Source organism: Pseudomonas sp. T1.Ur, from assembly GCF_023516725.1.
Lineage (GTDB): Bacteria > Pseudomonadota > Gammaproteobacteria > Pseudomonadales > Pseudomonadaceae > Aquipseudomonas > Aquipseudomonas alvandae.
On sequence record NZ_JAMGSN010000001.1, the window covers coordinates 5,872,951 to 5,893,397 of the forward strand.

19 protein-coding genes and 2 pseudogenes are annotated in these 20,447 nt (G+C 61.4%); 14 read left to right on the forward strand and 7 right to left on the reverse strand.

The genetic code is table 11. From position 1 onward, the window contains the following. Positions 1 to 36: 36 nt before the first annotated feature. Positions 37 to 696 carry a glutathione S-transferase family protein gene (locus M8Q45_RS25940; RefSeq protein WP_249876934.1) on the forward strand — a complete coding sequence of 220 codons (660 nt, stop codon included), beginning with the start codon at positions 37 to 39 and terminating at the stop codon, positions 694 to 696. A 136-nt stretch (positions 697 to 832) separates the two neighbouring features. Here the strand turns inward: M8Q45_RS25940 and argH are convergent, their stop codons facing one another. Further along, on the reverse strand, positions 833 to 2,227 hold the full coding sequence (argH, locus tag M8Q45_RS25945) for an argininosuccinate lyase (protein ID WP_249876935.1): 1,395 nt from the start codon (positions 2,225 to 2,227) through the stop codon (positions 833 to 835). Positions 2,228 to 2,541: 314 nt separating this feature from the next. On the opposite strand from argH, the pseudogene M8Q45_RS25950 reads away from it, so the two are divergent. From M8Q45_RS25950 to ltrA, 9 genes and pseudogenes are all read left to right on the forward strand, one after another. Beyond that, a pseudogene (locus M8Q45_RS25950) lies at positions 2,542 to 2,691 on the forward strand (sensor histidine kinase); the annotation flags it as partial. Then, complete coding sequence (locus M8Q45_RS25955) at positions 2,688 to 3,434, forward strand: LytR/AlgR family response regulator transcription factor (protein WP_030138167.1); 747 nt, start codon at positions 2,688 to 2,690, stop codon at positions 3,432 to 3,434. The pseudogene M8Q45_RS25950 and the gene M8Q45_RS25955, both read left to right, overlap by 4 nt. Before the next feature lie 127 nt (positions 3,435 to 3,561). Next, positions 3,562 to 4,503 carry a hydroxymethylbilane synthase gene (hemC, locus tag M8Q45_RS25960; protein ID WP_249876936.1) on the forward strand — a complete coding sequence of 314 codons (942 nt, stop codon included), beginning with the start codon at positions 3,562 to 3,564 and terminating at the stop codon, positions 4,501 to 4,503. Then, positions 4,500 to 5,246 (forward strand): annotated as a pseudogene (locus M8Q45_RS25965) (uroporphyrinogen-III synthase); the annotation flags it as partial. The gene hemC and the pseudogene M8Q45_RS25965, both read left to right, overlap by 4 nt. A gap of 36 nt (positions 5,247 to 5,282) precedes the next feature. Continuing rightward, positions 5,283 to 6,413 (forward strand): uroporphyrinogen-III C-methyltransferase, encoded by a 1,131-nt coding sequence (locus tag M8Q45_RS25970; protein ID WP_249877395.1) that lies wholly within the window; start codon positions 5,283 to 5,285, stop codon positions 6,411 to 6,413. Further along, positions 6,410 to 7,651, forward strand: coding sequence for a heme biosynthesis protein HemY (locus M8Q45_RS25975; RefSeq protein ID WP_249876937.1), 1,242 nt, complete (start codon positions 6,410 to 6,412; stop codon positions 7,649 to 7,651). Before M8Q45_RS25970 ends, M8Q45_RS25975 begins: the two co-directional genes overlap by 4 nt. A gap of 192 nt (positions 7,652 to 7,843) precedes the next feature. Next, positions 7,844 to 8,386 carry a disulfide bond formation protein B gene (locus M8Q45_RS25980; protein WP_249876938.1) on the forward strand — a complete coding sequence of 181 codons (543 nt, stop codon included), beginning with the start codon at positions 7,844 to 7,846 and terminating at the stop codon, positions 8,384 to 8,386. Positions 8,387 to 8,562: 176 nt separating this feature from the next. Beyond that, complete coding sequence (gene rsd / locus M8Q45_RS25985) at positions 8,563 to 9,021, forward strand: sigma D regulator (protein WP_181288066.1); 459 nt, start codon at positions 8,563 to 8,565, stop codon at positions 9,019 to 9,021. A gap of 505 nt (positions 9,022 to 9,526) precedes the next feature. Then, on the forward strand, positions 9,527 to 10,819 hold the full coding sequence (ltrA, locus tag M8Q45_RS25990) for a group II intron reverse transcriptase/maturase (protein WP_249873426.1): 1,293 nt from the start codon (positions 9,527 to 9,529) through the stop codon (positions 10,817 to 10,819). Positions 10,820 to 10,909: 90 nt separating this feature from the next. On the opposite strand, the gene M8Q45_RS25995 is transcribed toward ltrA, so the two are convergent. Next, positions 10,910 to 11,575 (reverse strand): FKBP-type peptidyl-prolyl cis-trans isomerase, encoded by a 666-nt coding sequence (locus M8Q45_RS25995; RefSeq protein WP_249876939.1) that lies wholly within the window; start codon positions 11,573 to 11,575, stop codon positions 10,910 to 10,912. A 193-nt stretch (positions 11,576 to 11,768) separates the two neighbouring features. Here M8Q45_RS25995 and M8Q45_RS26000 point away from each other — a divergent pair, with 193 nt between their 5' ends. Then, positions 11,769 to 12,920: an AlgP family protein gene (locus M8Q45_RS26000; RefSeq protein ID WP_249876940.1), complete on the forward strand. Its 1,152-nt coding sequence runs from the start codon at positions 11,769 to 11,771 to the stop codon at positions 12,918 to 12,920. Here M8Q45_RS26000 and M8Q45_RS26005 read toward each other — a convergent pair. Then, complete coding sequence (locus M8Q45_RS26005; RefSeq protein ID WP_249876941.1) at positions 12,917 to 13,381, reverse strand: TIGR02444 family protein; 465 nt, start codon at positions 13,379 to 13,381, stop codon at positions 12,917 to 12,919. The genes M8Q45_RS26000 and M8Q45_RS26005 overlap by 4 nt on opposite strands. Positions 13,382 to 13,431: 50 nt before the next feature. Between M8Q45_RS26005 and M8Q45_RS26010 the strand changes: the two genes are divergently transcribed. From M8Q45_RS26010 to rhtB, 3 genes are all read left to right on the forward strand, one after another. Then, complete coding sequence (locus M8Q45_RS26010) at positions 13,432 to 15,342, forward strand: ATP-binding cassette domain-containing protein (protein ID WP_249876942.1); 1,911 nt, start codon at positions 13,432 to 13,434, stop codon at positions 15,340 to 15,342. Beyond that, positions 15,342 to 15,923 (forward strand): mechanosensitive ion channel family protein, encoded by a 582-nt coding sequence (locus M8Q45_RS26015; protein ID WP_030138158.1) that lies wholly within the window; start codon positions 15,342 to 15,344, stop codon positions 15,921 to 15,923. The genes M8Q45_RS26010 and M8Q45_RS26015 overlap by 1 nt, the downstream gene beginning before the upstream one ends. Positions 15,924 to 16,014: 91 nt before the next feature. Further along, complete coding sequence (rhtB, locus tag M8Q45_RS26020; protein WP_249876943.1) at positions 16,015 to 16,647, forward strand: homoserine/homoserine lactone efflux protein; 633 nt, start codon at positions 16,015 to 16,017, stop codon at positions 16,645 to 16,647. Positions 16,648 to 16,805: 158 nt separating this feature from the next. Here the strand turns inward: rhtB and M8Q45_RS26025 are convergent, their stop codons facing one another. The 4 genes from M8Q45_RS26025 to M8Q45_RS26040 form a co-directional block, all read right to left on the reverse strand. Beyond that, a complete protein-coding gene (locus tag M8Q45_RS26025; protein WP_249876944.1) occupies positions 16,806 to 17,549 on the reverse strand; it encodes a penicillin-binding protein activator LpoB in 744 nt (247 codons plus the stop codon). 3 nt (positions 17,550 to 17,552) lie between these two features. Next, positions 17,553 to 18,140: a penicillin-binding protein activator LpoB gene (gene lpoB / locus M8Q45_RS26030; RefSeq protein WP_249876945.1), complete on the reverse strand. Its 588-nt coding sequence runs from the start codon at positions 18,138 to 18,140 to the stop codon at positions 17,553 to 17,555. Between the two features lie 220 nt (positions 18,141 to 18,360). Next, a complete protein-coding gene (locus tag M8Q45_RS26035) occupies positions 18,361 to 18,732 on the reverse strand; it encodes a YcfL family putative periplasmic lipoprotein (RefSeq protein ID WP_030138154.1) in 372 nt (123 codons plus the stop codon). A gap of 18 nt (positions 18,733 to 18,750) precedes the next feature. Further along, positions 18,751 to 20,145: a COG3014 family protein gene (locus tag M8Q45_RS26040; RefSeq protein WP_249876946.1), complete on the reverse strand. Its 1,395-nt coding sequence runs from the start codon at positions 20,143 to 20,145 to the stop codon at positions 18,751 to 18,753. Positions 20,146 to 20,447: the final 302 nt, after the last annotated feature.

Below are 20,447 nucleotides of genomic sequence, written 5' to 3' on the forward strand. Positions count from 1 at the left end.
AAGGCTGCCAACCCCGTACGGCCTGGAGGCTATGGAATGCTTAAGCTTTATGGTTTTTGTGTCAGCAATTATTACAACATGGTCAAGCTGGCGCTGCTGGAGAAGGGGCTGCACTTTGAAGAGGTCCCGTTCGTGGGGGCCCAGACTCCCGAAGCGCTGGCCATCAGCCCTCGCGGCAAAGTGCCGGTGCTGAAGACCGAGCAGGGATTTATCAACGAAACCAGCGTGATCCTCGAATACCTCGAGCAAACCCAGCCAGGCAAGGCCTTGTTGCCCGCCGATCCGTTCGAGCGCGCCCAGGTATTGGCCTTGTGCCGTGAGATCGAGCTGTACATCGAGCTGCCTGGACGTGCCTGCTACGCCGAGGCTTTTTTCGGCATGCCGGTGCCGGATGCGGTCAAGGAGAAGGCCAAGGGTGAATTGCTGCTGGGGTTCGCTTCCCTCGGCCGGCACGGAAAATTCTCGCCGTACGTGGCGGGGGAAACCCTGAGCGTTGCCGACTTGTACTTCTACTACAGCCTGTCGCTGGTCTTGCAGGTGGGCAAGAAAGTCTTCGATATCGACCTGCTGGCCGATATGCCAAAGGCGAAGGCCTTGATGGAGCTGATGGGACAGAACCCGCACGTGCAGCGGATAGCGGCGGACAGGGAGGCAGAGATGCCGGCGTTCCTGGCTAGGATCGCTGCCAAGAAGTGATACGTTTGCTGCTCTGAAGGGCGCTATCGCGAGCAAGCTCGCTCCCACAGTTGGATCTCCAATGTTCGCAATTATGCGTCTACCGAAGATCTACTGTGGGAGCGAGCTTGCTCGCGATGCTTTTGGCTTTGAGCTGTTAGCGGCTGGCAAGCAGCGCCTGGCCACGCACCACGGCTGCCTTGACCTGCGCCGGCGCGGTGCCGCCGATGTGGTCGCGGGCATTGACCGAGCCTTCGAGGGTCAGCACGGCAAACACGTCCTGCTCGATCTGGTCGCTGAACTGGCGCAGTTCGTCCAGGCTCATTTCCGCCAGGTCCTTGCCGGTGTCGACGCCGTACTTCACGGCATGGCCAACGATTTCATGGCAGTCGCGAAATGGCAGGCCACGGCGCACCAGGTAGTCCGCCAGGTCGGTGGCGGTGGAGAAACCGCGCAGGGCCGCTTCGCGCATGACCGCATGCTTGGGCCTGATGGCCGGGATCATGTCGGCGAAAGCCCGCAGCGAATCGCGCAAGGTGTCGGCCGCGTCGAACAGCGGTTCCTTGTCTTCCTGGTTGTCCTTGTTGTAGGCCAGCGGCTGGCCTTTCATCAGGGTCAACAGGCCCATCAGCGCGCCGAATACCCGGCCGCTCTTGCCTCGTACCAATTCCGGTACGTCAGGGTTTTTCTTTTGCGGCATGATCGAGCTGCCGGTGCAGAAGCGATCCGGCAAATCGATGAATTGGAATTGCGCACTGGTCCACAGCACCAGCTCTTCGGAGAAGCGCGACAGGTGCATCATGGCAATGCTCGCGGCAGCGCAGAATTCGATGGCGAAATCGCGGTCCGAGACGTTATCCAGCGAGTTCCCGCCCACGGCATCGAAGCCCAGCAGTTGCGCGGTGTACTCACGGTCGATCGGGTAGGTGGTGCCGGCCAGCGCGGCGCTGCCCAGGGGCATGCGGTTGGTGCGCTTGCGGCAATCGACCAGGCGCTCGTAGTCGCGGCTGAGCATCTCGAACCAGGCCAGCATGTGATGCCCAAACGTTACAGGTTGCGCGGTTTGCAGGTGCGTGAAGCCGGGCATGATGCTCTCGGCCTCGCGCTCGGCTTGTTCCAGCAGGCCTTTTTGCAGGCGGGTGATCTCGGCCAGGATCAGGTCGATTTCATCGCGCAGCCACAGGCGGATGTCGGTGGCGACCTGGTCGTTGCGGCTGCGGCCGGTGTGCAGCTTCTTGCCGGTCACGCCAATGCGGTCGGTCAGGCGCGCCTCGATGTTCATGTGCACGTCTTCCAGATCGACACGCCAGTCGAACTGGCCGGCCTCGATCTCGCCCTGGATGGTCTTCAGGCCATCAATGATGCTGTCGCGCTCGGCATCGGTCAGCACGCCGACCTTGGCCAGCATGGTGGCGTGGGCGATGGAGCCCATGATGTCGTGGCGATACAGGCGCTGGTCGAAGTTGACGGAGGCGGTGAAGCGGGCGACGAAGGCGTCGACGGGTTCACTGAAGCGGCCGCCCCAGGACTGATTGGTCTTGTCAGTGCTCATGAATTCGCTCGTGATCGGCTGGAAAAAAGTAGCGGTTGAAGGCTGTGGCGGATGATAGCAGGGTTGCCGGGGCTGGCGCTGGCAGTGGTCGCGAGGTTTTTCGCAGCGAACGCCAACGGATCCAAAGGGTTTTTCGCACAACGATATTTTTCGATTGAGCAATATCGTCGCGGCAACCGTCTACAGTGGACGGTAAGGCTTTGCTTTTTCACCTGGACGCATCGGATGCACCAAGTAAGGGGGTGTGCATATTGGTCAAATCGAGTGTTAACAAACCCTGTGGCGACGCTGTGCGACAACAGGCCTCGAGCATCGGTCGGCAAGCGCTGGTAAAGATAGGCAACCGCCTCGCGGCACTTTTTGGCCCTCGGACGAGTCTTAGCGTGGATCGCGGTGACGGATGTCACTTCCCCTGTCTACGCTATCCTTGTGCGAGACTCACGCAGGAATCCAGCGCAATATGAATGTCCTGATCGTTGACGACGAACCACTGGCCCGCGAGCGCCTGAGCCGATTGCTCGGTGAACTCGAGGGTTACAGTGTCCTGGAGCCGAGCGCCACCAATGGCGAAGAGGCATTGGCCCTTATTGACAGCCACAAGCCGGATATCGTGCTGCTCGACATTCGCATGCCTGGCCTGGACGGCTTGCAGGTCGCGGCGAAGCTGTGCGAGCGCGAGTCCCCGCCCGCGGTGGTGTTCTGCACCACTCGGGACGACTTTCCCCCCGAAGTGTTGCAGGCTGGTGCCGTGGGCTACCTGATCAAGCCTGTTTCCGTCGAGGCTCTGGAGGAGGCACTGCGCAAGGCAGAGCGGCCGAACCGCACGCAACTGGCGGCGCTTACCCGTCCGGCCGCCGAAAGTGGCAGCGGTCCTCGCAGCCATATCAGTGCGCGGACGCGCAAGGGGATCGAACTCATCCCGTTGAACCAAGTGGTCTATTTCATTGCGGATCATAAATACGTGACGTTGCGCCACGAAAGCGGCGAAGTGCTGCTGGACGAGCCACTCAAGGCCCTCGAGGACGAGTTCGGCGAACGGTTCGTGCGCATTCACCGCAACGCGTTGGTGGCGCGCGAACGCATCGAGCGGTTGCAGCGCACACCCCATGGGCATTTCCAGTTGTACCTCAAGGGGCTTAACGGCGATGCGCTGATTGTCAGCCGCCGGCATGTCGCGGGTGTGCGCAAGATGATGCAGCAGCTTTAGCACGACGCCTCGATGGGTTCTGTTTCCAGGATTGGCGGCCAGGGAGGCCCCGGCGTCGTGATTCAAATCAAAGCGGATTTGGCTGAGCTGTTATTATCTGCCGTATCTTTTAAGTACGGATTGATCCATGTCCCCTCGCGAGATCCGCATCGCCACCCGTAAAAGCGCCTTGGCCCTCTGGCAGGCCGAATACGTCAAAGCCCGCCTCGAAGCGGCCCATCCCGGTTTGATCGTGACGCTGGTGCCGATGGTCAGCCGCGGGGACAAGCTGCTGGATTCGCCACTGTCGAAGATCGGGGGCAAGGGCTTGTTCGTCAAGGAGCTGGAAACGGCCTTGCTGGACAACGAAGCCGATATCGCCGTGCATTCGATGAAGGACGTACCCATGGATTTCCCCCTGGGCCTGGGTCTTTTCTGTATCTGCGAACGGGAAGACCCGCGCGATGCGTTCGTCTCCAATTCCTATGTCAGCCTTGATGCGCTGCCCGCCGGGAGTGTGGTCGGCACTTCCAGCCTGCGTCGCCAGGCACAGCTGCTGACCCGTCGTCCCGATCTTCAGATCCGTTTCCTGCGCGGCAACGTCAACACCCGCCTGGCGAAGCTCGATGCCGGCGAGTACGACGCGATCATCCTCGCCGCCGCTGGTTTGATCCGCTTGGGGTTCGAAGACCGCATCGCCTCGGCCATCAGTGTCGATGACAGCTTGCCGGCTGGCGGGCAGGGGGCGGTAGGGATCGAGTGCCGCAGCGCCGACGACGCAATCCATGCCCTGCTGGCGCCACTGCACCACGAAGACACCGCCATCCGGGTGTTCGCCGAACGTGCCCTCAACAAACATCTGAATGGCGGGTGCCAGGTGCCGATTGCCTGCTATGCCGTGCTCGAAGGCGAGCAAGTCTGGTTGCGTGGCCTGGTCGGCGATCCGAACGGCGGCACGCTGCTCAGCGCTGAAGCCCGGGCGCCGCGGCGCGATGCCGAGGCGCTGGGTGTGCGGGTCGCCGAAGACCTGCTGAGCCAAGGCGCTGACGACATCCTCAAAAAAGTCTACGGCGAGGCAGGCCCCGCGTGACAGGTTGGCGCCTGCTGCTTACCCGTCCCTCGGACGAGTCGCGCGCGCTGGCGGCTGTCCTGGCGGATGCCGGTGTCTACAGCAGCAGCCTGCCGTTGCTGGATATCGAGCCGATCCCCCTTTCAGTGGCCGGGCAGGCGACCCTCCAGGCCTTGGATCAATATTGTGCCGTGATCGTGGTCAGCAAACCCGCTGCACGGTTGTGCGTGGAACTGCTGCGCCAATATTGGCCGCAACCCCCGGACCAACCATGGTTCAGCGTGGGGGCCGCGACCGGCCAGATTCTTGCCGACGCCGGCCTTGGCGTGTCTTATCCCGATAATGGCGACGACAGCGAGGCCTTGCTTGAGCTTGCGGCGTTGCGCCAGGCTATCGACCGACCTGACCCACGCGTCTTGATCGTGCGCGGTGAAGGCGGGCGCGGTTTGCTGGCAGAGCGTTTGCGCGAGCAAGGTGCTAGTGTCGATTACCTGGAGCTGTACCGGCGCGGCCTGCCGCAATATGGCCAGGACGCTTTGCCGGCGAAGGTCGAAGCGGAACGCTTGAACGCCCTGGTGGTCAGCAGTGGGCAGAGCTTCGAGCATCTGCACCGCTTGGCCGGTGAAGCGTGGCCCGCCCTGGCGCGGCTACCGTTGTTCGTGCCAAGCCCCAGGGTCGCCGAGATGGCGCGTGCCGCCGGGGCTCGGACAGTTGTGGATTGCCGTGGCGCCAGTGCCGCGGCTTTGCTGGCGGCGTTACGGGAACAATCCGTGCCGTTTTCTAATGCAAAGGATGGACACGTGAGCGAAACAGCCTTGCCAAAAGATCAAGATCAGCCAGCGCTCGATGCTCCGCTCGACGCCAAGGCGCCGATAGCGCCGCGTCGCGGAAACGGACTGGCGATTGTCGCGCTGTTGTTGGGGGCCGCCGGCGTGGCGGTGGGTGGCTGGGGCGTGTGGCAAGTGCGCCACTTGCAAGCCAACACCCAGCAGCAGTCCGCCCAGGTCCAGACGCTCAATGACCAGGCCCAGAGCCTCAAGCTCAATGAGCAACGCCTGAGTGAGCGCTTGGAGCAGTTGCCCCCGGCGGAAGAACTGGAAGAGCGGCGCCGCCAGGTCGCGCAGTTGCAGGGCGATCAGCAGCGCTTGAACCAGCGCCTGGAAACCGTGCTCGGTGCCAGCCGCAAGGATTGGCGCCTGGCCGAAGCCGAACACCTGTTGCGCCTGGCCAGCCTGCGCCTGTCCGCTCTGCAAGACATCAGCAGCGCCCAGGCATTGGTGCAGGGCGCGGATGAAATCCTGCGCGAGCAAAACGATCCGGGATCGTTCGCCGCACGCGAGCAACTGGCCAAGACTCTCGCCGCGCTGCGCAGCACCGAACAGCCGGATCGCACCGGCCTGTTTCTCCAGTTGGGTGCCTTGCGTGACCAGGTACTGCAGCTCTCAGAAGTGGCGCCCGAGTACAAGGATCGCGGTGAATCCCTGTTGGGCCTGACCGCCGATGGCGATGGTGCCAGCCGTTGGGCGCAGTGGTGGGATCAGATCTCCCGCTACATCCGCATCGATTTCAACGCCGATGAAAACGTTCGCCCACTCCTGGCCGGGCAGAGCCTGATGCAGGTGCGCCTGGCCTTGAGCCTGGCGCTGGAGCAGGCGCAATGGGCCGCGCTCAACGGCCAGGCGCCGGTCTACACCCAGGCGTTGGCCGAGGCGCGGGATGTGCTCAAGAACAACTTCAACCAGGACAACCCGCAAAGCAGGATCATGCTCGAGCGCGTCGTCGAGCTGAGCAAGTCGCCGGTGACCGTGGTCACGCCGGACCTGACCGGGACGTTGAGTGCGGTCCAGGCCTACCTCGAACGTCGCAACGTGAATGCCGAAGATTCCGTCAAGCCGATGCCCAAGGCGGGCGGGGAGGAGACCACGCCATGAAACGCCTCTACGTGATTCTGTTCGTGGTCATCGCTGTCGCCGCCGTGCTGGGCGTGGCGATTGCCGAGCATTCGGGTTACGTGCTCGTGGCGTACAAGAACTTTCGTTACGAAGCCGGTCTCTGGGTCACCCTCGCATTGCTGGCTGTGCTCTGGCTGGCATGGCGAGGTGTGAGCGCCTTGATCGGGCTGGTCACCACGTCCACTGGCGTGGTCAATCCGTGGTCGCGCCGCAACCGCAGTCGTCGCGTGCAAGTCGCCATCGAACACGGCCAGTTGGACCTGGCTGAAGGTCGCTGGGCCAGTGCCCAGCGGCACCTGCATCGTGCGGCCGAAGCCGAGCGCCAACCCTTGTTGTATTACCTCGGTGCCGCCCGTGCGGCCAACGAACAAGGTCTTTATGAGCAAAGCGACAGTTTGCTGGAGCGAGCCCTGGAGCGTCAGCCCCAGGCGGAACTGGCCATCGCGCTGACGCACGCTCAGTTGCAGACGGACCGGGGCGACACCGACGGTGCCTTGGATACGCTGCAAGCCATGCATGAACGCCATCCGCATAACGTGCAGGTCTTGCGCCAGTTGCAGCGCTTGCACCAACAGCGGGGTGACTGGTCGGCGGTGATCAGGCTATTGCCTGGGTTGCGCAAGGACAAGGTCCTGCCCGCCGCCGAACTGGCCGAGCTGGAGCGTCGTGCCTGGGGCGAAAACCTCACCCTGGCGGCACACCGCGAAGCCGATGGCAGCGTCGGCTTGCAGTCCCTCAACCGCGCCTGGCAACAATTGAGTTCCGCACAACGGCAGGAGCCGGCACTGGTGTTGGCTTATGCCGAACAGCTCCGGCAGCTGGGCGCCCAAGTAGAAGCGGAAGACGTGTTGCGCACCGCCCTCAAGCGCCAGTACGACAGTCACCTGGCACGCTTGTACGGCTTGGTTCGCGGTGCGGATCCAACCCGTCAATTGCAGGCGGCAGAGGGCTGGCTCAAGGAGCATCCGACGGACCCAAGCCTGCTGTTGACGTTGGGGCGCCTGTGTCTGCAAAACAGTTTATGGGGCAAGGCACGGGATTACCTGGAAAGCAGCTTGCGGGCCCAGCGCAACCCCGAGGCTTGCGCCGAGCTTGCGCGGTTGCTGGCGCAGCTGGGGGATGCGGAGCGTAGCAACCAGCTCTTCCAGGAGGGGTTGGGGTTGTTGGACGAGCGTTTGCTTGCAGCACCCCTGCCAGTTCCGGCGCAGGTCGTTTAAGCAGCAATCTAGCCGCTGTAGCGACGGTATTGTGATGCCTTCGGTAAAGTCCTACAGCTAACTGCGCCAAGTCTCGTTGTGTCTGTCGGGAATTCCCTACACCTTTGGTGAAGTGTCCGCACGGGCCTGCCTTGAAAGGCCCGACGGCTTTCCTCTACCGTAACAGCTTGTCTCTTCTGCTACGGAACCGCCATGTCTTTGGCCAGCTCACGCTTCTTGTTTCTCATGGCTTCCATTGCCGCAGCCTTGGCTCTGGGCATCGCCAGTTACCTCGAATACGCGGTCGGCCTGACACCGTGCAGCTTGTGCATTTTGCAGCGGTTATGCCTGATGATCTTCCTGGTGAATTGCCTTGGGGCCTGCGTGCACGGACCGGGCCGAAAGGGCAGCGTTGTCTACGCCACCGCAGGGGTGGTATTCGCGTCCGCAGGCTTGATGCTGGCGTGGCGTCAGGTCTTGGTGCAGGGCGCTTCGGTTGAGTATTTGCCTGACTGCGTTGCCCGCTTGAAGGGAGCGGATTCGTGGTGGCATGCGATGAGCCATGTGCTCGAGGGCGCTATCGACTGCACAAGTGTCACTTGGACGTTATTCGATCTGAGCCTGCCCGAGTGGAGCCTGCTGTTTTTTCTTGCCCTGGCCATTTCGATGGCCTACCAACTGTTGCGCCTGGCCTGGGATGCCCTGGTCCGCCCTTTCAGCGACCAGACGTCGCAGTTGGTCAGGGTGCTGGATTAAACACTTGTATGAACTTTATCTCCTGCGTACCTTGAAGCGGTTGTCGTGCGGGCATAATCTGGCCCGCACGTATCATTGGAATTGTGCCACTCGATCATGTTGTGCCTGGCGTGTCCCTGGTCATCCAGGTGTGTTCCAGGCTGCGAGGGGCATGACTCAGAAGGGAAGAAATCACCATGCTCGAAAGTTGTCAGAATGCTCAGGAACGCTGGGGTGGGGTGCATCTGCTGATCGACCGCTGGTTGCAGGAGCGTCACGAACTGGTTCGGGCCTATGATGCTCTTGGCGGCAAGCCCGAAGCGTTGAGTGAAAGCCGCAAGCCGTTGCAGGAGTTTTGTGGCGTGCTGGTGGACTATGTCTCTGCCGGTCATTTCGAGATATACGAACAACTGACGAGCGAGGCCAAGGCCTTCAACGACAAGCGCGGCCTGGAATTGGCCGACACGATTTATCCGCGCATCGACGTCATCACCGAAAAATTGCTGGCCTTCAATGATCTCTGCGACGAAGGCAAATGCGTGGCGGAAAAATTCAAGGAGCTGGGTGGCTTGCTCCACGAGCGTTTCGAGCTGGAAGACTGCCTGATCGAAGTGTTGCACAACGCCCATAAGGAAGAGGCTGCGGTCCAGGCTTGAGGGATTCGCGGTAAACGAAAAACGGTGCGCATTGCGCACCGTTTTTTTTTTGCTGTGCGCCCAGCATGGGCGCAATCTTGTGGGTGAAAGTCCCACCGTGAGCTGACCACAGCGAACGAAGTGAAGCGCAACTGCATGAGGGCGACCGAGTGTGGGGAGGAAGCGTGAATCGAAACCGCGAGCCGATGAACAAGAACTGGATATAAGGCGATGCTGACCAGGGCGAGCGAGCTGCAAATCGCGAAGCTCTTGTGGTCAAAGGGCGGCAGCGTAAATTCGGCGGTTGTGCGGGGAAGGATTGCGTTCTTACCTGGGGAGATCTCGCCTTGTGCCTGAAAGGGCGACGGTGAAAAAAACCGGAGCGAGAAGTCAGCAGAGGCCGTAGTAGTCTTTTTTGACGAAGGGCCGAACGAGAGAAAGCGTTATAGGCCATGTTGATGCGAGAAACCGGAAGTCAGAAGCCTGCCAAACGCGGGGCGGATGTGAGGACGCGAGCGGTGAAGCCGTGAGAAGCCCCATCAGCGACGAGGTCAATTGCCCGCAAAATGAAACCGACAACGCAGGGCAAGGGCTGCTGGAACGGGCCTTTGCGAGAGCAAACCTGAAACGAGCCTGGAAACGAGTCAGGGCTAACAAAGGGGCGGCAGGAGTCGACGGTTTGGACATTGAACAGACCGCGAAACTTTTGCAGACCCGATGGCCTGTGATCTGTGAACAGCTTCTCTCAGGCGTCTACCGGCCCAGTCCGGTACGACGCGCGGTCATCCCCAAGCCTGACGGCGGCGAACGCGAGTTGGGCATTCCAACGGTCACCGACCGGTTGATCCAACAAGCATTGCTGCAAGTCCTGCAGCCACTGCTCGATCCAACCTTCAGTGAACACAGCTACGGTTTTCGTCCGGGGCGCAGTGCGCAGGACGCCATTTTGGCGGCTCAGCGACATGTGTCTTCGGGACGCAAAGTGGTAGTGGATGTTGATTTGGAGAAGTTCTTCGACCGGGTCGACCACGACATTTTGATTGATCGTTTATGCAAGCGGATTGCGGATCGGGCGGCTATCCGGCTGATTCGGGCGTATCTGGATGCGGGAACGCAGATCAATGGAGTAGTCGAGAAAAGCCGCTGCGGGGCGCCGCAAGGCGGTCCGCTGTCGCCGCTGTTGGCGAATGTGCTGCTGGACGAAGTGGATCGAGAGCTTGAACGTCGGGGCCATTGTTTCGTGCGTTATGCCGATGATGCGAATGTGTACGTTCGCAGCAAGAAGACTGGGCAGCGAGTGATGGTCCTGCTGAAGCGTCTGTATGAAAAACTGCACTTGAGTGTCAACGAGAGCAAGAGTGCGGTGGCGAGTGCATTTGGTCGCAAGTTTCTGGGCTATGCCTTTTGGGCGTCACCCAAAGGCGTCAAGAGAACGGTGTCGGTCAAGGCGCGCAAGCAGTTCAAGCAGCGAATACGCGTGCTCACCCGTCGCTCAGGGGGACGCAGCATGGGGCAGGTTGTCGAAAACTTACGTCCTTATCTCTTGGGCTGGAAAGCTTATTTTGGGTTATCGCAAACACCGAAGGTCTGGCGAGAGCTGGACGAATGGATACGACACCGACTGCGAGCGATCCAGCTTAAGCAATGGAGGCGTGGACCGACGATCTATCGCGAACTGCGGGCTCTGGGGGCCAGTGCTCAAACCGCACGGAAAGTGGCGGCTAACTCATGTAGTTGGTGGCGTAACAGCCGCTTTGAGCTTAATCGAGTGCTGGATGTGGCCTGGTTCGACAGGCTGGGTCTGGTGCGACTCTCATAACCTCAATCTCTCGAACCGCCCGGTGCGGACCCGCATGCCGGGTGGTGTGGCAGGGGAGCGGCCTGTGAAAAGGCCGACCCCTATGCCGATTCAGGTCGTCGCGCCGAGCAATTCGATTTCAAACACCAGTGGCGTGAAAGGCGGAATCACATCCCCTGCGCCTTCGGCACCGTAGGCCAGCGCCGACGGAATCACCAACCGCCATTTCGCACCCACCGGCATCTGCGGCAGCGCGCTGCGCCAGCCGTCGATCACGCTATCGAGGTTGAACCACTGCGCTTGATGGTTGGAATCGAATACGGTGCCGTCCGGCAACCGACCGACATACAGCACCTGGACCTTGCCGTGAGGGCCGGCTTTGCTGCCGTTGCCGGGCTTGAGTTCGGTCAGCAGGATCCCATCCGGCAGTTGTTGCACGCCCGGCCGGCTTTTTTCATCGTTGAGAAATTTCTGCTCGGTCTTCAACGCCACTTGGGTTTCGGGTGATGCCGATTGCGCGGTCAGTTGCGCCTGATGTTCGGCGAGGATCTGTTCGATGCGCTCGTCCTTCAGGGCCAGCGGTTTACCGAGGTAGGCCTGTTGCAGGCCTTCGACCAAGGCCCGTATCTGCAAGTCGGGCACGTCTTGGCGCAAGCGTTCGCCAAGGCTCGCGCCGAGGCTGTAGGCCAGGTCGTGGGCATCGTTTGCGTTGGTTTTCTCCGTGGCCTGCGCCATAGGGAAGACCAAGCAAAAGAGTAGAAAAAGGTGACGCGACATGTGTGCTTGCTCCGGCCTCGATTCGAGGGATTATGCCAGTGTCGATATCTGTGGAAGCGCATGGTCGTGGCAATGCCGCAGAAGATTTTTTGCGACTTGCAACGCAACGCCATGTGTAGTGTCAACATGCCCTAGCGGCGGTTGCAGCAGAGGTCTAGTATGAGCCGCACTCACGTCAGTCAGGAGGTAAACCATGTCGGCCACCAAGAAGCCTGTAAACACTCCGTTGCACTTGCTCCAACAACTGTCGGGCAGCTTGCTCGAGCATCTGGAAAATGCCTGCTCCCAAGCCCTGGCTGATGCTGAAAAATTGCTCGCCAAGCTGGAAAAACAACGCGGCAAGGCGCAGGAAAAACTGCACAAGTCGCGCACCAAACTGCAAGACGCGGCAACCGCTGGCAAGGCCAAGGCGCAAGCCAAGGCAAAAGACGCCGTGAAAGAACTCGAAGACCTGCTCGACTCCCTGAAGGATCGCCAATCCGAAACCCGCGCCTACATCCTGCAGCTCAAGCGTGACGCACAGGAAAGCCTGAAGCTGGCCCAGGGTGTCGGTCGCGTCCAGGAAGCCGTAGGCAAGGCACTGAGCCTTCGTGCTGCGAAGCCTGCCGCTGTATCGGCCAAGAAACCCGTGGCTAAACCTGCCGCTGCAAAAACGCCAGCCAAGGCGCCCGTCAAGCCAGCCGCCAAGGCTGGGGCAAAAGCTGCCAGCAAGCCAGCTGCCAAACCTGCTGCTAAAAAACCGGTGGCTGCCAGTGCAGTAAAACCAGCGGCGAGCAAGGCGGCTGCCAAGCCTGCTGCGAAAGCCACGGCTGCGAAACCTGCTGTCGCCAAACCCGCTGCAAAAGTCGCCGCCAAGCCCGTCGCGACGAAGACCGCCGCTGCCAAACCTGCCACTAAAGCCGTTGCCAAACCAGCCGCTGCGAAGCCTGCAGTCGCCAAGCCAACTGCGGCAAAAACCGCTGCGGCCAAACCAGCGGCCAAACCAGCGACCAAGCCTGCAGCGAAATCGGCAGCCAAGCCAGCTGCAGCCAAAGCGCCTGCCAAGGTTGCGGCGAAACCTGCGGCGAAACCTGCAGCAGCCAAACCTGCAGCCGCCAAACCTGCGGCGGCCAAACCAGTAACGGCCAAGCCGGCCGCTGCCAAACCCGCCACCAAACCAGCAGCGACCAAGCCCGCCGTGAAAAAGCCTGCCGCTGCAAAACCAGCGACTGCTCCGGTTGCCAAGCCTGCCGCGCCAGCGCCTGCCCCTACGGCGACGCCCGCGCCAACGGCCAGCACCCCGGCACCGGCTGTGAATCCGAGCGTTACCGCGGCATCGGGCAGCACTCCACCCCGCGCTTCCTAAGTGTCGGACACCGCGACGCGCAGCTGATGCAGCGCGTCGTGGTGAAGGCGGCCGGCGCTTCCCGCCACGCTTTGCAACCATTGACCCGCGCCCGCGTGTCGTTCCTTCGGCCAGCCCTTGGTCACTGTCTCCAATTGCTCGAGTAGTTGCCGCTCGGCTTCCAACTCCAGTCGCTTGATCTGCTCGCGCAGGCCATTCAGCCTTGCATCCTCCCGGGCAGCCTCTTTCCATTGAATGCGCAGCGCACGCAATGGCTGTACGACCTGTTCATCCCACGGCTCCGCCAGGTTCCGAAGTTGCTCCAGCCGCTGTTCATCGAACGTCACGCCACGCTGTTCCAGCCACAGCCCGCAGAGCACCAGGCAGACGTTTGCGCCGGCTGCCTGTAGCGCCAGGCACGCGGGCTCCACGCCAGGCTTGGCGTAGAGGTCGAGGGAAAAGCTCCACAGATCAGAGGACATCGTGCTACTCGCGCCAGTTGCGAGCGAAGCTGGTAGACTCCGCCGCCATTATGATTCGACTTCAGAACCTGACTTTACAGCGTGGCCCGCAACGTCTGCTAGAAGACGCCGAGCTGACCCTGCACGCCGGCCACAAAGCCGGCCTCATCGGTGCCAACGGCGCCGGCAAATCGAGCCTGTTCGCCTTGTTGCGTGGCGAGTTGCACCCGGACTCCGGTGACTGCTTCCTGCCGGCCGATTGGCGCATCGCCCACATGCGCCAGGAGGTCGATACCCTCGAACGCCTGGCGGTGGATTACGTGCTCGACGGCGACGTGCGCCTGCGTCAGGTCCAGCGTGACCTGGCCGCAGCCGAAGCCGCGCATGATGGCGCCGCCCAAGCCCGCCTGCACGCCGAGCTCGACAGTGCCGACGGTTACACTGCCGACGCCCGCGCTCGTAAATTGCTGGCCGGCCTGGGCTTCACCAACGAACAGATGGACCGTCAGGTCGGTGATTTCTCCGGCGGCTGGCGGATGCGCCTGAACCTGGCGCAAGCCCTGATGTGCCCATCGGACTTGCTGTTGCTCGACGAGCCGACCAACCACTTGGATCTCGACGCCATCATCTGGCTCGAAGACTGGCTCAAGGGCTATCCCGGCACGCTGCTGCTGATCTCCCACGACCGGGATTTCCTCGACGCCGTGGTCGATCACGTCGCCCATGTCGACCAGCGTAAGCTCACCCTGTATCGCGGCGGCTACAGTGCCTTCGAGCGGGCTCGGGCCGAGCGCCTGGCGCAGCAGCAACAAGCCTACGAGAAGCAGCAGGCGCAGCGCGCGCACATGGAAAGCTACATCGCCCGCTTCAAGGCCCAGGCTACCAAGGCTCGCCAGGCGCAGAGCCGGATCAAGGCACTGGAGCGGATGGAAGAGCTGTCGGCGGCCCATGTCGATTCGCCATTCGATTTTGTCTTCCGCGAGTCGTCGAAGATCTCCAGCCCACTGATCGACCTGTCCGATGCGCGACTGGGCTATGGCGACAAAACCGTGCTGGAGAAGGTCAAGTTGCAACTGACGCCCGGCGCGCGGATCGGTCTGCTGGGGCCTAACGGTGCCGGTAAGTCGACCTTGATCAAGAATCTGTCCGGCGAGCTTGAGCCCTTGGCCGGGCGCCTGACACGCGGTGAAAACACCGTGGTCGGTTATTTCGCCCAGCATCAATTGGACTCCCTTGATGCGAAGGCCAGCCCATTGCTGCATCTGCAGCGCCTGGCCCCGAACGAACGCGAACAGACACTGCGGGATTTCCTCGGCGGCTTTGATTTCCGCGGGGCGCGTATCGACGAGCCGGTGCTGAACTTCTCCGGTGGTGAAAAGGCTCGCCTGGCGCTGGCGTTGATCGCCTGGGGCCGGCCGAACCTGTTGCTGCTCGACGAACCGACCAACCACCTGGACCTGGAAATGCGCCTGGCCCTGACCATGGCTTTGCAGGAGTTCAGCGGCGCCGTGCTGGTGGTGTCCCACGACCGGCATTTGCTCAAGAGCACCACTGACAACTTCTTCCTGGTCGCGGACGGTAAGGTTGAAGAGTTCGACGGCGACCTTGAAGACTATGCGCGCTGGCTGGTGGACTATCGCCAGCGCAACGCACCGGTCAGCACCACGCCGGTCAATCCGGACAAGACCGACAAGAAGGCCCAGCGCCAGGCCGCCGCGGCGTTGCGCCAGCAACTGGCGCCACACAAGCGCGAGGCCGACAAGCTCGAGGCCGAGTTGGGCAAGCTCCATGAAAAACTGCAGAAAATCGAAACCAGCCTGGGTGACAGTGGTCTCTACGAGGCAGCGCGCAAAGATGAGCTGCGTGACTTGCTGGCCGAGCAGGCCAAGCTGAAGGTTCGGGAAGCGGAGCTTGAGGAGGCGTGGATGCAAGCCTTGGAGTTGCTGGAAAACTTGCAAGCGGAGCTGGAGGCGCTGTCCTGATGGAAGCGTTGTCCTTGCCCATACCCGTCATGTGGATCGAGCCGATCTGGCTCGGCGTGCAAGTCCTGCTGATCTTGCTGGTAGGTTACGTGGCCCAGCGTTTCGTGGCGCGTGCGCTCACGGGCCTGGGTGAGCGCTACCCGCTGCCGCCCCAGTTGGTCATCATCCTGCGCGGTGTGCTGCGCTGGTTGATCATGGGCAGCGCCGTGCTGGTGGCACTGGAGCGCCTGGGCGTTTCGGCCACGGTTCTGTGGACGGCGCTGTCGGGGTTCGTTGCCGTGGCGGCGGTGGCCTTCTTCGCCATCTGGAGCGTGTTGTCGAACCTGCTGTGCGCCATTCTGATCTACACCGTCGGGCCGTTCCGCCTCGGTGACGTGGTCGAGCTGGTCGAAGCCACCGACAAGCCAGGCATCAAGGGCCGGGTGGTGGCGATCAATCTGCTCTACACGACGTTGATCGAACCCGAGGAGCTCGGGACCGGAAGCTCAATGGTGCAAGTGCCCAATACGTTGTTCTTCCAGCGCTCGGTCCGTCGTTGGCGCGGCAGCGAGGCGTTTCCGGTTGGCGGGTTCGTCGAATAGCCTTATTTGCTGGCGCACGAAAAAATCGGTGGTTATCCCAACGGCGGCGCATTAGCTTATTCGTTTCGACGGATCCGAGCTGAGGTGTGCAATGTTGCTAGAAACGTGGCTGGCGTTCTTCGCCGCTTGTTGGGTTATCAGTCTGTCACCGGGCGCCGGGGCCATTGCCTCGATGTCCAGTGGCCTGCAGTACGGCTTCTGGCGTGGCTACTGGAACGCCTTGGGCCTGCAATTGGGCCTGGCGTTGCAGATCGCGATCGTCGCGGCAGGCGTCGGCGCGATCCTTACCGCTTCGGCCACCGCGTTTTACGCCATCAAATGGTTCGGCGTGGCCTACCTGGTCTACCTGGGTGTCAAGCAATGGCGGGCGATCCCCGGTGATCTCAGCGACGATGCAGCCGTTCGGCCCATCGGCAAGCCGCTGGCACTGGTGTTCCGCGGTTTCCTGGTGAACATCAGCAACCCCAAGGCCCTGGTGTTCATGCTCGCGGTGCTGCCGCAATTCATCGATCCCCACGCCCCCCTGGTCAAGCAGTACCTGATCCTGGGCGTGACAATGGTTTGCGTCGACCTGATTGTCATGGCCGGGTACACCGGGCTGGCGTCCAGGGTGTTGCGCCTGTTGCGGACCCCTAAGCAGCAACGGCGGATGAACCGGACCTTTGCCGGGCTGTTCATTGGCGCGGCGGGTTTGCTGGCGACGATTCGCAAGGCTGCGGTGTAGGTAAAAGCTTTGTCGAAGGTTTTCCGTGGCGAGGGAGCTTGCTCCCGCTCGGTTGCGTAGCGACCGCAAAATCCTGGGGCTGCTACGCACCCCAACGGGGCGGTGCGACGTTTCGCTGAATCCCCTCGCCACAGAAAGCACCCTCCCAAGGATATTGATCAGCGCAGGATCACCGGCGCCGTATCCCTCGGCAGGTTGTTGCGCTGCACAGGTTCGCCGGCCTGTTCATGGATCGGGCCGCCGAGCTGTTCGCTCAACTGCTGCGCCACGTCTTCCCCCAGCGCCTTGGACACTTCGCGTACGACCCGTGGACGATTGAGGCTGATGTGCACGTCCCGGTGGTTCATCAGCTTGGTGTCCTGGCCTTCGCCCATGGCGGTAAAGGCCGAGGTGATTTCAAAGGTCTTGGTATTGATCAGGCTGAAATCCGCCACCAGCGTCAGGGCAAGCACCGCCGAGTAGCTGTCGGCAGTGCCCAGCGCGTTGATGTCGCGGGTGAAGTCGATGTCCGACACGGTGCCGAACAGCACGTAGTCGGCGCCCTTGAAATTCCCCGCCTTGATCCGCTTGATCACGTCGTAGACGTCGCCCTTCGACGATGCGGTATACGGCGTGCCCTGCACCAACTGGAACATCCCGCTGCGCAGGATCTCGCCTTTGATATCACCGGTGAACTTGCGCAGCTCGCCCTGCTCGATGTAGCTGCTGGTGGCCTCCATTTCGTCGTAGCTCGACGAAGCGCTGGCGGCGTATCCGTTCGCCTGGAAATTGTTCTGGGCCGAAACCGTGTGGATGTATTCCTCCACACGTTCCTGGTACGCCAGGTCGGTCACCGCGACTCTTGGGGCCGCTTGCGCGGTGAATGCGCAAGCCAGGGCCATCATGCCGATCCATGTGCGCATGGCTTATCGCTCCGTGGTCTTGCGGATTTCTTTTTCGTCCATCCATTCGGCCAGGCCACTTTCGACGTCGATCAGTTGCAGGCTGAATTTGTAGAAGACGTCCTTGTAGTCTTCGCTGCGCTTGACGATGGAGCTGATGGAGCCCTCGATGCGGTATTTGGCCGCGATCATGTTGCCGGTCTTGGCCACGGTGCTCTTTTTGTACAAGCCACTCTGGTTCTGCAACTTGAGCTGGTCGACCTGGCTGTCCATGGCGTTGTTGTCGCTGGCAAAACGCGCCGCGCCAGTCTTCATCAGCTGGGTCTTGATGCTGGTGGTGATTTCACGGGTGTCGATGTACTCGCTGGTCTTGTTCTTCACGTCATAGACCTGAACCACCGGGCGACCCTGCAGGACGCCGGATTGGGCGAGGGAGCGGGTCATCGATTCGGCGATCATCTGCAGGTCGGTGGAGCCGAATTCATTGGTGACGGTTTCCACGGCCTTGGTGTCGCCATAGCTGATGCTCTTGTTGCCCAGTACCGGCGAGTTGTTGGCGCAGCCGCTGACGAGCAGGGCGGCGAGGGCGAGGGAGGAGATGCGTAGGAACATTGGGTGCTCTCAAATAAAAGTTGTTTTGTGGCGAGGGGATTTAGCGAAACGTCGCACCGCCTCGCTGGGCTGTGCACTGTAGGAGCTGCCGAAGGCTCGGGCCGCGTTCGGACGATCTTTTGATCTTTCGCCTGCGACTCAAGTGTCTGGGGAAAGATCGCAGCCTCGTTGCACTCGTCAGCTCCTACACTGTGCTTACATCAGCTCCTATGGCCCGGGCTCAAGGGGTATTGATTTCCAATCGGAAATCCACGGCCTTGGGCGTTGGGGCGATGGCTGGCAGGAAACGGGTCTGTTCGCCGTACAGGGTCAGGCTTTTCCAGCTTTCCTCTTCAGCGATCGGGAAGCCTTCCGGCCCCAGCCAGGCAAAGCGGTAGTACATGTTCTTGTTGTTGAAGCTGGTATTGCTCAACTGCACGTTGACGGTCAGGTAGCCGTTTTCCCGGGCGACGCGCATGGCGCCGACCACGATGTTCTTGGTCTTGCCCATCGCCACGACCTTGCTGGCGGCGCTGCCCGGCTCCGGTGGCGGTGGGGTGGCGCAGCCGGCCAGCAAGGCCAGGGCGCCGACGGCGATCAGTTTTAAACGCATGTGAACAAGACTCCGTTCTTAAGGTTGCTTGAGGGCAATGGCGGTGGGATTGGCGCTCGGGATGACCTGGGCCGCCAGGCCGCCGGCGAAAACCTGGTTGCCCACCGCTCGCAGGGTGATGACCTGGTAACGCTGATCGACCTTGACCTTCACCACCGAGCCGCCAACTGCGCTGGGCAGCGTGACCTGATGCTCACCTTTCTTCAGGCGCAGCCGCACCACTTGGGTGTAGTCCGGCAGGGTGCGCCAGGTCCGGGTATCGGCCCCTTCGAGCACGGCCGAGGTAATGCCCACGGCCAGGCCGGCCAAGGGGTTGGTTTCGTTGATTTGTTTCTGCGCCACGCCACGGCTCACCGCACGCACGGTTGTGCGCAGGATGATCCCCGGCATGTCATCACGCAGGGCGCGGCGGGACATGGCGGTGGTGCTGTTGAGCTGGGTCAGGTCCAGTTGACGGCCGTCGACGCCGATCTGGGCGAAGGTCGCGGTGGAGGTGTCCGGCTTGATCAACGGGAACGACAGCGGCGTGATCACCACGTTGCCGCTGATGGGCAAGGGCAGCGGGATGCGGATCGAATCCCGGGAGGGCGCCAGGCCGCTCTGCACCACGATCAGGATATCGCTGTCGTCGCCCTTGGCGGCAGGCTTGTCCAGATTGAGCAGGGCCTGCTCCAGCAACGGGGTATTGGGACGCAGCTCGGCGGCTTTGCGATAACCCGGCGCAGCCAGGTCTTTCTCGCCCAAGGCCTCATAGACGAAGCCCGCCAGGTAGTGGCTGAACGCGCTCTGGTAGCTGTTCTTCAGGCTGACCACTTCCGGTGCGTCCAGGCTGGCGACCGGATAACCCTCGAGGTCCTTGTATTTGGTCTTGACCCCTTGCTTCTCGGCGTCTTCCTCGCGCTTGAGGTATTCCTTGTCGCGCAGGTCGGCAATCACCGCTTCGCGCTCGTGGGTCTTCTTGATTTGCGTCCGCGCGCCGTCGAAATCATTCACGGCCAGCAGGTTCAGGGCCATCTGCGTGGTGAGCATGACCTTTTCATAGTCATAGCCCTCGTAGCGCCGGACCTTGTCGTTGACCAGGAAGCTGCCGAACTGCGCGAGGTACTTGGCGGTGTCGAGCTTGACCGCGTCTTCCCATTGTCCGACCTGTTGGTCAGCGCTGGTCCAGGCCGTCTGGCTGCCGGACAGATCACCCTTGGCCCGCAGCAGCTCACCCTTTTCGAAGAAATAGAGCAGGTCTTTGTCCTGGCTGGCGTTGTTCTTTTCCAACAGGGTCAATGCGGCGTCGACGTTGCCGGAGGCCAGTTGCTGATTGGTCTGGGCCAGCTCACTGTCGTAGTTGCGGAAGGCCGAACAGCCGGACAGCAAGGTGATCGCACCAAGGGCGACCGAAAAAACGGCACGGGATGCCATGAACATTTCTTCCCTGAATAGCAGCCTGGGTGTGCGGGTCGGGCTGAGGCGATCCACGGACAGGCCTTGGGGGGCGCCGTCGGTTCCTCGGTGCGAGGAGCGCTTATGCCATCTGTTGATAAGAAGGCGGCGCATTATAAACAGCGCTTCGGTCGGAGTAGTGGCTTTTTAATTCCTAAATGATGTTTTTGTGATGTCACCTCCAAAGCGTGAATATCCGATGAAAAAGCGTTGCTTGAACACATAGGCACTTGAGCCAAGCGCATTGGAAGTGAACAATGTGTTACTTCTTATTTCCAATC